General features: G+C 47.0%; 13 protein-coding genes. 1 reads left to right on the top strand and 12 read right to left on the bottom strand.

The annotated features are described in order from the left end of the window. Window positions 1–91: 91 nt before the first annotated feature. The 6 genes from V3C10_16195 to mtaB all read right to left on the bottom strand — a co-directional run bounded on the left by V3C10_16195 (window position 92) and on the right by mtaB (window position 5,406). Window positions 92–1,759: a ribonuclease J gene (locus tag V3C10_16195; GenBank protein WVP60843.1), complete on the bottom strand. Its 1,668-nt coding sequence runs from the start codon at window positions 1,757–1,759 to the stop codon at window positions 92–94. A 56-nt stretch (window positions 1,760–1,815) separates the two neighbouring features. Then, window positions 1,816–2,112: a DUF1292 domain-containing protein gene (locus tag V3C10_16200; protein WVP60844.1), complete on the bottom strand. Its 297-nt coding sequence runs from the start codon at window positions 2,110–2,112 to the stop codon at window positions 1,816–1,818. Window positions 2,113–2,170: 58 nt separating this feature from the next. After that, the gene (ruvX, locus tag V3C10_16205) at window positions 2,171–2,641 is read right to left on the bottom strand and encodes a Holliday junction resolvase RuvX (protein WVP64644.1); all 471 of its coding nucleotides are present in this window, start codon (window positions 2,639–2,641) and stop codon (window positions 2,171–2,173) included. Between the two features lie 149 nt (window positions 2,642–2,790). Next, window positions 2,791–3,054: an IreB family regulatory phosphoprotein gene (locus V3C10_16210; GenBank protein ID WVP60845.1), complete on the bottom strand. Its 264-nt coding sequence runs from the start codon at window positions 3,052–3,054 to the stop codon at window positions 2,791–2,793. 456 nt (window positions 3,055–3,510) lie between these two features. Beyond that, window positions 3,511–3,792, bottom strand: coding sequence for a helix-hairpin-helix domain-containing protein (locus tag V3C10_16215; GenBank protein WVP60846.1), 282 nt, complete (start codon window positions 3,790–3,792; stop codon window positions 3,511–3,513). Between the two features lie 294 nt (window positions 3,793–4,086). Beyond that, window positions 4,087–5,406: a tRNA (N(6)-L-threonylcarbamoyladenosine(37)-C(2))-methylthiotransferase MtaB gene (gene mtaB / locus V3C10_16220; GenBank protein ID WVP60847.1), complete on the bottom strand. Its 1,320-nt coding sequence runs from the start codon at window positions 5,404–5,406 to the stop codon at window positions 4,087–4,089. 228 nt (window positions 5,407–5,634) lie between these two features. Between mtaB and V3C10_16225 the strand changes: the two genes are divergently transcribed. Beyond that, complete coding sequence (locus V3C10_16225; protein ID WVP60848.1) at window positions 5,635–5,865, top strand: HPr family phosphocarrier protein; 231 nt, start codon at window positions 5,635–5,637, stop codon at window positions 5,863–5,865. 85 nt (window positions 5,866–5,950) lie between these two features. Here V3C10_16225 and thiI read toward each other — a convergent pair whose 3' ends face one another. The 6 genes from thiI to hemW form a co-directional block, all read right to left on the bottom strand. Continuing rightward, window positions 5,951–7,129, bottom strand: a complete 1,179-nt coding sequence (gene thiI, locus V3C10_16230; GenBank protein WVP60849.1) for a tRNA uracil 4-sulfurtransferase ThiI — start codon at window positions 7,127–7,129, stop codon at window positions 5,951–5,953. Between the two features lie 74 nt (window positions 7,130–7,203). After that, window positions 7,204–8,358 carry a cysteine desulfurase family protein gene (locus V3C10_16235; GenBank protein WVP60850.1) on the bottom strand — a complete coding sequence of 385 codons (1,155 nt, stop codon included), beginning with the start codon at window positions 8,356–8,358 and terminating at the stop codon, window positions 7,204–7,206. Between the two features lie 15 nt (window positions 8,359–8,373). Next, complete coding sequence (locus V3C10_16240) at window positions 8,374–9,111, bottom strand: 16S rRNA (uracil(1498)-N(3))-methyltransferase (protein WVP60851.1); 738 nt, start codon at window positions 9,109–9,111, stop codon at window positions 8,374–8,376. A 54-nt stretch (window positions 9,112–9,165) separates the two neighbouring features. Next, the gene (prmA, locus tag V3C10_16245) at window positions 9,166–10,122 is read right to left on the bottom strand and encodes a 50S ribosomal protein L11 methyltransferase (protein WVP60852.1); all 957 of its coding nucleotides are present in this window, start codon (window positions 10,120–10,122) and stop codon (window positions 9,166–9,168) included. Between the two features lie 147 nt (window positions 10,123–10,269). Continuing rightward, window positions 10,270–11,028 (bottom strand): TSUP family transporter, encoded by a 759-nt coding sequence (locus tag V3C10_16250; protein WVP60853.1) that lies wholly within the window; start codon window positions 11,026–11,028, stop codon window positions 10,270–10,272. A gap of 351 nt (window positions 11,029–11,379) precedes the next feature. After that, window positions 11,380–12,645 carry a radical SAM family heme chaperone HemW gene (gene hemW, locus V3C10_16255; protein WVP60854.1) on the bottom strand — a complete coding sequence of 422 codons (1,266 nt, stop codon included), beginning with the start codon at window positions 12,643–12,645 and terminating at the stop codon, window positions 11,380–11,382. Window positions 12,646–12,736 lie beyond the last annotated feature (91 nt).

The following is a 12,736-nucleotide window of genomic DNA, read 5'->3' on the forward strand; positions in this document are numbered from 1 at the left end:
GCCGTGTAACTCGGATTTTCGTGCAGAATAAGCGCGAAAACGCCTTGCAGAATACTGCCCGTGAGCAGTATTCTTTTATCCTCTACCGGTTTTACACTTCCATTATAATTGGAAGGATCATCGGATTTCTCTTCATCTTCTTCCAGAGGAAATCGCTTAAGCTGTCTCTGATAATATTCTTAATCTTGCCCCAGTCGCTCACGTGGCGTTTCAGGCAGTCCTGTACGGCCGCATCCACGATCTTCTGGGCTTCATCCATCAGATCCTCCGACTCTCTGACGTATACAAAACCTCTCGACACGATGTCGGGGCCTGCCATGAGCTGGTTGCTGTATTTTTCAAGCGTCAGCACTACGATAATGATACCGTTCTGTGCCAGGTTCTGACGGTCGCGCAGGACGATATTGCCCACATCGCCGATACCGAGTCCGTCTACAAGGATTCCTCCCGCCTGAACGTGATCTTCGATCTTGTAGCCCTCTTCTCCAATCTCCACCACATCGCCGGACGACATGATGATGACATTCTCCTTCGGGATGCCCATGGACTCCGCCAGGCCCTTCTGTGCCATCAGGTGACGGTACTCGCCGTGCACAGGAATCGCATATTTCGGACGGATCAGGGAATACATCAGTTTGATTTCTTCCTGGCAGGCATGTCCGGAAACATGGGTATCCTGGAAAATAACCTCGGCTCCCTTCATGGAAAGCTCGTTGATTACCTTGGAAACTGCCTTTTCATTGCCTGGGATCGGTGTTGAACTTAATATTACCACATCTCCCGGCATAATGGATACTTTTTTATGAAGGCTGGCGGCCATTCTGGAAAGGGCGGCCATGGATTCTCCCTGGCTTCCCGTCGTAATCAGGACCGTATCCTCTTTCTTGTAATTTTTCAGGTGTTCAATATCGATCAGCGTTCCCTCCGGAATATTGATATATCCCAGTTCGCTGGCCGTGCCGATTACATTGACCATGCTTCGGCCTTCCACCACGACTTTTCTTCCATACTTATAGGCGGAATTGATAATCTGCTGAACGCGGTCTACATTGGACGCAAAGGTCGCAACAAGAATCCTGTTATTCTTATGTTCTGCAAAAATGGAATCAAAGGTTTTTCCAACCGTTCTCTCCGACATGGTAAATCCCGGTCTGATGGCATTGGTACTGTCGCACATAAGCGCCAGAACGCCTTTCTTGCCAAGCTCTGCAAAACGCTGCAGGTCAGCCGGCTCACCAAATACGGGAGTATAATCGATCTTAAAGTCACCCGTGTGAAGAATAATTCCAGCCGGTGTGAAGATCGCAAGAGCGGATGCATCTGCAATACTGTGGTTCGTCTTAACGAATTCGATTCTGAAGCAGCCCAGGTTGATGGACTGGCCGTGTTTTACCACCTTGCGTTTGATGGACTTTGTCATGTTGTGTTCTTTTAATTTATTGTCAATCAGTCCGATTGTCAGCTTAGTTCCATATACGGGAGCCGGTACATCTTTCAGTACGTACGGCAGCGCGCCGATATGATCTTCGTGGCCGTGTGTGATAACAAAGCCCTTCACCTTGCTGATATTGTTCTTTAAATAGGTCACGTCCGGAATAACCAAATCGATTCCCAGCATGTCGTCGCTTGGGAATGCCAGACCGCAGTCCACGACAATAATACTGTCTTCATATTCAAAGGCAGTCATGTTCATGCCGATCTGTTCCAGTCCTCCGAGCGGAATGATCTTTACCTTATTTTGTTTCATATCCTGTTTCAAAGATTGCACCTCCGTGTGTCTTTCATTTTCGTTTTTCTGTTATTTCTCTATCTCTGTTATTTCTCTATCTCTACTCCCAGGTCGCTCATAAGCTCCTCAAAAATTTTGGACATGTAATCGAGTTCTCCGTCATCGTCCACAAATTCATAAGATGCTTCCGGGTCTTCCGGTTTTGATTTATCTCTTAAAAGATAGCAGTCGCCATCTTCCTCTTTTGAATCGGTCACTAAAAGATAGGTTTCCCCATTCATCTTAGTCTCTTCCAGTACATAAAAACTGATTGATTCTCCATCCTCAGTCTGGAGCGTAATCATATCGTCGCTGTTTTCCATAATTTTGTCAAATGTATCCATTCTGATTTTCCTTTCCTGCCTGCAGAATTGTCCCGGCGCACCGTCGCCTTCTGCGGCACTATTCCTCCGACTGTTCCATCGGCTGTGTATTTGCCATATTTTCCTTACTGATAGCCAGTGAATCCAGATAGCCCTGCAAAATAAGGGAAGCCGCAACTTTATCAATCACTGCTTTCCTGTTCTCGCGGCGCACTCCGCTTTCTATTAAAATCTGCTCTGCAGCAGTCGTAGTCAAACGCTCGTCCCATAAAATCACAGGCAGACCGGTGCGGCGCTCCAGCATTTCTTTAAATGCAAGCGTCTTCTCCACGCGCCCTCCCGATGTATTATTCATATTCTTAGGATACCCTAAAACTATCGTTTCAATCTGGTATTCCCCGATCAATTCTTCAATCCGCGCGCACGTCTGGCGCAGTTTATTCTCGTCCTTGCGGGTGATCGTCTCAACGCCCTGGGCCGTGAAACCCAGCAGATCGCTGACCGCCACCCCCGTCGTCTTAGACCCAAAGTCAAGTCCCATCACTCTCATAAGCTGTTTTACCCATAACAAAACAAGCTGGCATCCTGCCAACTGTCCTGCCTTTCCTATCTTACGCTGTTATCCGTTCCGGAATCATATAGAACAAAAGAAAACGGCCCAAAGCCGTCCCACAAAACCAATCCCGGGTCAAGCCCGTACTATTTAAGTTTTGTCTCCACGTAAACCTTCATCAGTTCTTCCAGAATCTCATCACGCTCAACCTTCATAATCAGGCTCCTGGCGCTCTTATGGCTGGTAATATAGGTCGGATCTCCAGACATAATATACCCGACCATCTGATTAATAGGGTTGTACCCCTTTTCAGTCAAAGCAACATAAACCTGCTCCAGAACCTGGCTAACTTCCAGCTTCTTCTCTTCCTGTACTGCCTTAAAAAATTGTGTATTACTAATATCGCCCATGATTTTATCCACGTCCTTTAAACTACTCTTATCTATTCTACATTAAAAACCTTCATTCGGCAAGAGAAATTTTCGCGCCTGCAATGAGCAGTGCGAAAAAACGGCCGAGTATAACTCTGTTGGGAGCTTGCTCACATAAAGAGTTATGCTTGGCCGTTTTTTCATAGGGCGAATGCCCGCGACTGAGATGCAGCGTAGCGGAATCGAAGTCGTGCACTGCGGTGTAGTGGGTCGCCACCAGTTCTTTTCGTTGGGAGCTTGCTCACATAAGAGGATGTACTTGGCTGTTTTTTCATAGGGCGAATGCCCGCGACTGACGCATTGAACACTTGGCGAGGTCTTTTCGAGCCTAGCGTGAAAGTGTGCCGTTGCAGATGCAGCGCAGCGGAATCGAAGTTGTGCACTGCGGTGTAGTGGGACGCCACCAGTTCTTTTTCATTCTTTCCGTTCTTCCCCTCACCCCTCCCCCTCATTCCTTTCCGGATACTCTTTATCCTTCCAATACCACCACTTCAATTTCTCCGGCTCACGCGCCTCATGTTCCGCATAGTAAACGGCCAGCCTGAAAACATAGAGCTGGCATCTGTCCTCCTGAAATCCCTTTTTAATACAGTCAAGACGATACAGCTCCTCCGGATCCTTCCCTACCAAATCACTTACCTTATTAATTCCAATATTCAACAGATGCTGTTCAATCCGTTCTCCCACTCCGGGGATCTCCCTTAAACTATTTCCCATTTTCTTCCTCCTCATTACCTTCCCCTATAATCTGAAGTCATCACGTGACCATGCAACCTCCTCAGCAGAATCCCCCTCCGCAGCCCACTCAATAATCCGTGCTACCAGGCCCGGTGTAACAGTTCTGTTATTCCACTTCGGTGTCAAATACCGTCTCCAGCATCCGTTTTCATATCTTATAATTCCATTTTACCACATTTACAAACAAAATTGCAAAAGGCACAGCAGACCATTCACAATCGTCCGCTGTGCCTTCCCAATGCAGCCTTATTCGTAATTATTTCACGTTCACCGTTACCTCGATTCTTCCAAAAGGAGAATCTCATCCGTCAGTTTCCCTTTCAACATCCCCTTAACCGTGGCATTCTTAAGCCCTTCCCTGAACGGCACTGCTGCCTTTACATACTGTCTGGTATGCCCCATCATATAAGTCACCCCTTCTATGATAACAGGCTCCTCCAGAAGCACTTCCGTCTCTTTTCCGAGAAATGATTCCCGGTACGCCCCGGACATTTCACGCTCCAGTGTAAGAAGAATATCACTGCGGACCGATTTCACCGGCTCCGGCACCTGATTTTCCATCACGGCAGCCTTTGTGCCCTCCCGCTTTGAATATTTGAAAATATGCATCTCATAAAACCGCACGGTCTCCAAAAACTTTTTTGTCGTGGCGAATTCTTCCTCCGTCTCTCCCGGAAACCCTACGATCACATCCGTCGTGACTGCCGGATTGTCGAAGTGTTTTCTAAGAATCCCGCACCGTTCCAGATAATCCTCCGCCGTATAGTGGCGGTTCATTCTGGCCAGGGTTGCATTGCATCCGCTCTGAAGGGAAAGATGGAAATGGGGGCAGATCGTTCTAAGCGACGCCAGGGCAGAGGTGAATTCCTCCGTTATAATACGCGGTTCCAGCGAACCAAGACGGATTCTCTCGAGACCCTCTATCTTATCAAGCTTCTGAATTAGACTCAGAAGGTTTTCCTTCTTCTCCCCCGCAAAATCGACGCCATAGGAGCTCAGGTGGATTCCCGTCAGTACAATCTCTTTATATCCCGCTGCCGCCAGCCCCTCGACTTCCCTCACCACATCCTCCACAGCACGGCTTCTGACCCGTCCTCTTGTGTAAGGAATGATGCAATAGCTGCAAAACTGGTTGCAGCCGTCCTGGACCTTAATAAAGGCCCTTGTGTGGCCGGCGATTTTTTTAACGTGCAGTTCTTCATATTCATGGGAAGCAGCGATATCAATCACTTCCTCGCGCTCTTCCCTGTCGCCGAAATACCGTTCCAAAAGCTCCACCAGATCTTTTTTCTTATTATTCCCAATTATCAAATCCACAGCGCTGTCTTTTTCCAAATCATCCTTGGCAGCCTGGACATAACAGCCCACCGCCACAACCACGGATTCCGGATTCATCTTTTTGGCGCGGTGCAGCATTTGCCTTGATTTTTTGTCTGCTACGTTTGTCACGGAACAGGTGTTGATAATATATACGTCGGCCCCTTCCTTAAAGGGCACGATCTCATAGCCGGCATCTTCCAGGAGCTGCTGCATGGCTTCTGTCTCATAGGCATTTACCTTGCATCCCAGATTGTGCAGTGCTGCTTTTTTCATTGTCATTCTCCTTAAATTAAAAATTTACCGGACGGACCAAACTATAACCAGCCGCTCTGCGCCCGGCAGACCGTCCCATGGATACAGCCCGGCGTGAACATTAACGGCAAAGCATCTGATTTCATACAATCTCTCTCTTGACTTTTCCTCCATATCTCGGTAGTATAGAGTTAGCATTTTACCATCATAATACGCTGTGACAACTTAGCAGCAAGAGGAGGTTTTTTCATGAAAACAGTTAGTATTTCTTTAAATTCTATTGATAAAGTTAAATCCTTTGTAAATGATTTAGCAAAATTTAATGTCGATTTTGACCTTGTATCCGGCAGGTATGTAATTGATGCAAAGTCCATCATGGGTATCTTCAGCCTTGATTTGTCCAAGCCTATCGATCTGAACATCCATTCTGAATCAGAAATTGATGAGATTCTGACCATCTTAGCACCATACATTGTATAAGTGATTACCTTCAACAAAAAAATACGCACTGTTGACGGAAAAAACCGCTGCCTGAGCACCTGCTTTGCAGCGGTTCTTTTTAATATCAGCATCTTATTATTTCTGCCGTCTCTATCGCCTGTTTCATCATTTCATCAATCTTTTCTTCCAGTTTTTTCTCCGACTTGCGGATAATTTCCAGATTTGGTTTTGTAACCGGATGTTTTGCTACAAATATCGTACAGCAGTCCTCATACGGTTCGATCGATGTCTCATACGTTCCGATTTTCTGTGAAATATCCACGATCTCCTGTTTATCAAACCCAATTACCGGACGGAATACCGGCAAGGTGCACACTTCGTTTGTTACCGCCAACGAATGTACGGTCTGGGAGGCCACCTGTCCGATGCTCTCCCCTGTGATCAGGCCGAGGCAGCCGTCCTTTTTAGCCAGCTCTTCTGCAATCTTCATCATGTAACGGCGCATGATAATCGTCAGCTCCTCATGAGGACACTGATCATAGATATAAAGCTGGATATCGGTAAAATTCACGACATGGAGCTTAATCGGTCCTGAATACCTGGATACCAGTTTCGCCAGATCCACGACCTTCTGTTTTGCCCTCTCACTTGTATAAGGCGGAGCATGGAAATACGTAGCCTCGATCATGACGCCGCGTTTTGCAATCATATAGCCTGCCACCGGACTGTCGATACCGCCTGATAAGAGAAGCATGGCCTTTCCGTTGGTTCCCACCGGCATGCCCCCGGGGCCCGGAATAACGAGGGAATAAAGGTTGATGAGCTTTCCTCTGATCTCCACATGGAGAAGCACGTCCGGATTGTGGACATCCACCTTTGTTTCAGTGTATGTTTCCAGTATAATCTCACCCAAATCACGGTTGATCTGCTCGGATGTATAGGGATACTGTTTGTTGGCCCTTCTCGTGTCCACTTTAAACGTAAAATTTTTGTCGGGGTACGTTTCGTCAATATATTTGACCACCTGCTCTTTTAAATCCTCATATCCTTTGTCTTCAATCTGGACCATCGGGCAGATACCGGCAATGCCGAATACGCACTTCAAAGTAGCCACAACCTCGTCATAATCGAATTCCGAAGCCGCATGCGCATAAATGCGCCCCGACTCTTTAGTCACGGAGAAATTGCCGTCCAGGCGTTTTAACGCGTGATGTATGTGGGAGGTCAGCTTATCCTCAAAAATGTATCTGTTCTTACCTTTAACACCGATCTCGGCATACTTTATTAAAAATGACCGTACCATAAATTAATTTATCCTCTCTGTCTCTCTGAATGGCTCATCCGCTTTCATTGTCCTGCGTCTCATTGGATGCCATATTATTTCGCTCTGTAACGTCTCAGTACCGGAAGCAGCTCTTTCAGCGTTTCAACGGCGTAGTCTACCTCTTCCTCCGTGTTAAACATCCCAAAGCTGAAACGCAGCGTAGAATCCTGCAGTTCTTTTTTCACCCCGATTGCCTTAAGTGTTCCGCTGACACCGGGATGGTTGGATGAACAGGCCGAGCCGGAAGAAACATAGATTCCCTTGTCTTCCAGCGCATGAAGAAGGACTTCGCTCTTAACACCCTCAAAGCTGGCGCTGACCACCTGGGGCGCATTCTGTCTGTCCTCATGGCCATTGATTGTCACACCTTCAATGGTCTTAAGCCCGGCTATCAGCCGCTCTCTCAGAGTATAGAGTTTCTCCACATGCTCCGCGTGATCCCGGTAAATTTCCTTAACGGCCGCTCCCAGGCCGGCACAGCCCGGTACGTTCTCGGTTCCGGAACGCATCCCCTTCTGCTGGCCGCCGCCGAAAATAATAGGGCGGATCTTTGTCTTCTCATCAATATATAAAAAGCCAATCCCTTTGGGGCCGTGAATCTTGTGTCCGCTGACGGACAGCAGATCAATCCCCTGTTTTTTCGGCCGGATCTGATATTTACCATAGGCCTGGATTGCATCCACATGGAAATACGTCTTTGGATTCTTTTTCTTAATGCACCGTGAAATTTCTTCCACCGGCTCCACCGCGCCAATCTCATTATTGACATACATGACGGAAACCAGGATTGTATCCTCCCTGACCGCCTCGGAAAGCTCCTCCAGTGAAATGCAGCCGAATGAATCCACGGGAAGATAGGTAACTTCAAATCCCTGCTCCTCCAGCCATGCCATTGTATTGTAAATGGACGGATGTTCCACAGCCGTCGTGATCAGATGTTTGCCGGCCCTCTGATTCGCCAGCGCCGTTCCAATCAGTGCGAGGTTATTGGATTCCGTTCCGCCGGAAGTGAACAGTATCTCTTTTTCCTGCACTTTCAGGGAGTTTGCAATCTCTCTTTTGGCCTCTTTAATAATATTTTCCGCCTCCACACCCTTCATGTGCCGGGCCGCCGCATTGCCGTAGTCCATGGTCATGGCGTTCACTACCGCGTCTTTCACGCTGTCAAAAACCTGCGTGGTGGCCGAATTGTCAAAGTATGCTTCCATGTTCATTCCTCTTTTCTATTGTTCCAGTGAAATCATCAGCGCCGACAAAATGCACAGCCCCGCCGTCTCGGTTCTCAAAATCCGTTTTCCGAGTGTGACAGGGTAAATCTCCCTCTCCTTTGCCTGGCGGATCTCCTCTTCCTCAAAGCCGCCTTCCGGACCGATAAACACTGCGATATCCATGCCCGGCTCCGCTTTTCCCAGAAGTCTTCTGGTCTCTTCCATCCCCTCGGCACATTCATAGGGAACCAATTTGAGTCCAAAACCTTCCGTCATCTGAAGCGCTTCTCTATATTTTACCACACCGGTTACCTCAGGGATTATACTGCGTTTTGACTGTTTGGCCGCGCTCTCGGAAATGGCATTCCAGCGTTTCAGCCTGGCCTCCTCTTTTTTCAAGTCCAGCTTTACCACCACGCGCTTTGTCTCCACCGGAATGATCCGGTAAACGCCAAGCTCCACAGCCTTCTGGATGATAAGTTCCATCTTATCACTTTTAGGCAGTCCCTGAAACAGGTGTATTCTGGCAGGAAGCTCCATTCCGCTTTCTCTGGCCTCTAAAATGCCGAAGCGTACGGTTTCCCGGGTAAAATCCTTCACCACACACAGATAATCGCCGCCCCTCTTGTCGCTGATCAGCACCTGCTCTCCCGGATTCATCCTGAGGACATTTTTTATATGGTTTACATCGGAGCCGACGACCGTGATGACGTCCTCTCCAATCTGTTCGCGTTCTACAAAAAAATGATACATGTTTTCCCCTTAATGGCTGAAGTGACGCCCTGCTTTGGAATCTTTTCTGTACTCTTATTTCTTTCGCGCCGTTACGGAAACCCATTCTCCCTGATAGGTCACTTCAATCACTTCGAAGGCATCATTGGCCGCAAACGCCGCTTTAACCGCGTCTTCCTTCATATTGATAATTCCGGAGGTAATAAAAATTCCTCCTTTTTTAATGTGTACCGGAATTTCCTTCTGGAGCAGGATGATGATATCGGCCAGGATATTGGCAACGGCCACATCGTAACACTCATAGCCCGCAATGTCCTGCACACTCTTGTCATCGATAATATTTCCCTGCAGCACCTTAAAACGGTCGGTGGAAATGCCGTTTGCCTCCAGGTTCTCCCCTACGGCCGTGATGGCATTCTCGTCCAGGTCGGTGCCAAATACCTCTTTGGCGCCAAGCTTCAGGGCTGTAATCCCAAGGATTCCGCTTCCGGTTCCCACGTCCAGCACTTTTGTATCACAGTTTACATATTTTTGAAGCTGGCGGATGCAGAGCTGTGTCGTCTCATGCATTCCCGTTCCAAATGCGGTTCCCGGATCGATCTGGATCAAAAGCTTGTCTTTATGCTCTTCCGGTATGGTTTCCCATGTTGGTTTGATCAGGATATTGTCTACGGTAAACGGTTTGAAATACTGTTTCCAATTGTTGATCCAGTCCTTGTCCTCGGTCTCCGATTCCTCAATGGTGCATGCGCCAAGGTCGGTAAACATTTTAAGCTCTTCCAGGGCCTCGTCCACTTTTTTTAACATTTCATCCACATTCTCGTCGTCATCCAGATAGAAGCTGACTTTTGCCACACCTTCATCGGGCGGAAGCTCGGGAAGGATGTCGATAAACATCCCCTTTGTCTCTTTTTCCGTCAGCGGGATGTTATCCTCAATTTCAATTCCTTCTATACCTATCTCGTCAAATGTACAACTGATCAAATCAACGGCCTCTGTCGTTGTCGTCAGGGTGAATTTTTTCCATTTCATGGGTCTTCCTCCATATTGATATGTTCTATGAGCATTGTCTTTTTATAAATTTTGTAAAACGGTGTAATTTGTAAAACATTGAATTTTGTAAAATATTGAATTTTGTAAAACATCGAGTATTATGCTGCCATCCTGTTTTTAATCTTTTTATCCAAACAGGATTTTTCCAAACAGGATTGTCAACACGACCAACACCAGCGGGCGCACGATTTTCTGTCCGTTGGAAAGGACGAGGCCGGAGCCGATATAATTTCCGACAATGCTGCAGAGCCCTGCCGCCAGGCCAAGGGGGTATAATACCTTGCCGTTTATGATGAACGTGACAAGCGCAGCGATATTGGACGACAGGTTGATGGCCTTAGTCGTTCCGGCCGCCTCTTTGAGCGTGTATTTTGCCGCACCCGTGAGGATGAGTATCAGAAATGTACCTGTTCCCGGGCCGTAAAAGCCGTCATAGATGCCAAACACAAACGCTGCGGTGAGCGACACGATAAATGACTTCTCAGGCGATATTGTCCCTGCCTGTGAATCATCACCGATTTTCTTATTACAAAGCACATAAAAAGCAACGATGGGAAGCACTATCACCATCAGGTACTCTATGATTTTCTCACTCACTAAAAGCGTCAGGTTTGAGCCAATCGTGGAACCCGTCAGGGCTGCTGCAATAAACCAGATGACTTTTTTCAAATGGATATATCCGTTTTTTGCAAAGCGGAATGTGGAAATGGTTGCTCCCATGGAGGATCCCATTTTATTGGTTCCAAGCGCCATATGCGGAGGGATTCCGGCAATCAGAAAAGCCGGAAGCGAAATCAGACCGCCCCCTCCTGCAATTGAATCCAGCAAGCCTGCCAAAAATAAAAGGGGACATACGATCAAATAGTGTGTCAATGTGATTTCCATTCTGTGGTTCCTCCCGGATAAAGCTGATTTACTTCTTTTTTTAATCTTATAGCTTTGGTGTCAAGCTTTTTATCGCTTTTTATAGTATCTCTTTTTATAATGTCTTTTTTAAATGTCTTTTTTAAATAGCGCATTTATAAATGTTATCGTTTCTTTAAAACTCACTATATAATAGCAAATACATATGTAAATGTAAAGATTTCCTTACAGGCTCGAATGATTCCTGCGTAATGCGCGTTGCAGTTCGGGATTTCTATGCAAGATGCGCGCATAAACACCTCGCGGAATATTACCTGCGAACAGCAGCCTGTGTTCCCTTTTTTCTTATAGAAGATCTTATAGAAAACCTTTTTATAGAAGAAATTCTGCCAGCACGCAGTTACTCACATCAAGTCCAAACCCGGTCAGCTGATATCTTCTTTCCTCTCCTGTCCCCGTCATCCGGAGCAGGCCTTCTTCCATCAGTTTTCCAAAAATTTCACCATATATCTTTTCTATATTGATGCCAAACCGGATTTCAAAGTCCCTGGCCAAAATGCCGTCTGTCAGCCGAAGTCCCAGGAACATGAATTCTTCCATCTTCTCCTGCTCCGTCAGACTCTCCCTGTTCTCATACTGAAGTCCCGCTGCCAGTTCTTCTTCGGTTAATGCAAGATACTGTCCCATATCCCTGGTTACGGAAAACCGCTCCCCGCCAGCAAGCGACGCGGCCCCCAGGCCGATACCGAGATAATCGGTGCCGAGCCAATATCCCCTATTGTGGACGCACTCCCTGCCAGGCCTGGAGTAATTGGAGATTTCATAACGGTGATACCCTTTTTCAGCCAGATATTCTTTCGTGTAATGATACATTTTCCGTTCTTCCTCTTCATCCGGAAGCGGAAGTAGTTCCGGAACGGCAGAGCTTTGGAAAGAATTATTGGAACCATCCTTTTGCCGTACTGCTCCATATTTCCTGATCTCTTCTTCCATTGATGCGTATTTCTCATAGAAAGGAGTTCCCTCCTCAATGATGAGACTATATGCCGAAATATGTTCCGGTTCGAGAAGTACAACGCACTCGAGCGTGTCGGCATAAGATTCAAAGCTCTGCCCGGGAAGCGCCGACATCAGATCGATATTGATATTCTCAAAACCGGCTGCCCGTGCCAAACGGAAACTTTCTAAAAATTCATTCCAGGTATGGATTCGGCCCAGCGCTTTTAATTCACTCGGGTTGGCCGACTGCAGGCCCAGGCTCAGGCGGTTGATTCCGGTCGCCCTGTAAGCATGCAGCTTATCAGCGGTAAGAGTCCCCGGATTGGCCTCAATTGTAATCTCTGCCTCCGGCAATAATGTGAAATTTTCTTTTATTGCATTCATAATAGAGATAATATGGCGGTGGTCAAGGGAGGACGGGGTGCCGCCTCCTATAAACGCAGAAATTACCGGGAAGGACGTTTTCGCGCCCTGCCCGGTCATTCTCTTCCCGCATATGCCGATTTCTTTTACCAATTGCTCCACATATCTTTGTTTTGTCTCTTCGTCCGCTGCAAAAGAAAGGAAATCGCAGTATTGACATTTTTTAACGCAGAATGGAATGTGGATGTATAATTCCAGTGGGTTCTTATTTTCCATTTTTTCCTGCCTGATTGATGATTTGTTGTGGTTTCTGTTATTTATTGCCTGATGCTTATTATCTGATGTTTATTGATTGATGCCTATTGAT

This window comes from [Clostridium] symbiosum, assembly GCA_036419695.1.
Taxonomy (GTDB): domain Bacteria; phylum Bacillota; class Clostridia; order Lachnospirales; family Lachnospiraceae; genus Otoolea; species Otoolea symbiosa_A.

Bases quoted from the DNA above. Each gene is read 5' to 3' on its own strand.
- V3C10_16200 (WVP60844.1), bottom strand. From the start codon at position 2,112: ATGGATACATTTGACAAAATTATGGAAAACAGCGACGATATGATTACG.
- ruvX (WVP64644.1), bottom strand. From the start codon at position 2,641: ATGAGAGTGATGGGACTTGACTTTGGGTCTAAGACGACGGGGGTGGCG.
- V3C10_16210 (WVP60845.1), bottom strand. From the start codon at position 3,054: ATGGGCGATATTAGTAATACACAATTTTTTAAGGCAGTACAGGAAGAG.
- V3C10_16215 (WVP60846.1), bottom strand. From the start codon at position 3,792: ATGGGAAATAGTTTAAGGGAGATCCCCGGAGTGGGAGAACGGATTGAA.
- mtaB (WVP60847.1), bottom strand. From the start codon at position 5,406: ATGAAAAAAGCAGCACTGCACAATCTGGGATGCAAGGTAAATGCCTAT.
- V3C10_16225 (WVP60848.1), top strand. From the start codon at position 5,635: ATGAAAACAGTTAGTATTTCTTTAAATTCTATTGATAAAGTTAAATCC.
- thiI (WVP60849.1), bottom strand. From the start codon at position 7,129: ATGGTACGGTCATTTTTAATAAAGTATGCCGAGATCGGTGTTAAAGGT.
- V3C10_16235 (WVP60850.1), bottom strand. From the start codon at position 8,358: ATGGAAGCATACTTTGACAATTCGGCCACCACGCAGGTTTTTGACAGC.
- V3C10_16240 (WVP60851.1), bottom strand. From the start codon at position 9,111: ATGTATCATTTTTTTGTAGAACGCGAACAGATTGGAGAGGACGTCATC.
- prmA (WVP60852.1), bottom strand. From the start codon at position 10,122: ATGAAATGGAAAAAATTCACCCTGACGACAACGACAGAGGCCGTTGAT.
- V3C10_16250 (WVP60853.1), bottom strand. From the start codon at position 11,028: ATGGAAATCACATTGACACACTATTTGATCGTATGTCCCCTTTTATTT.
- hemW (WVP60854.1), bottom strand. From the start codon at position 12,645: ATGGAAAATAAGAACCCACTGGAATTATACATCCACATTCCATTCTGC.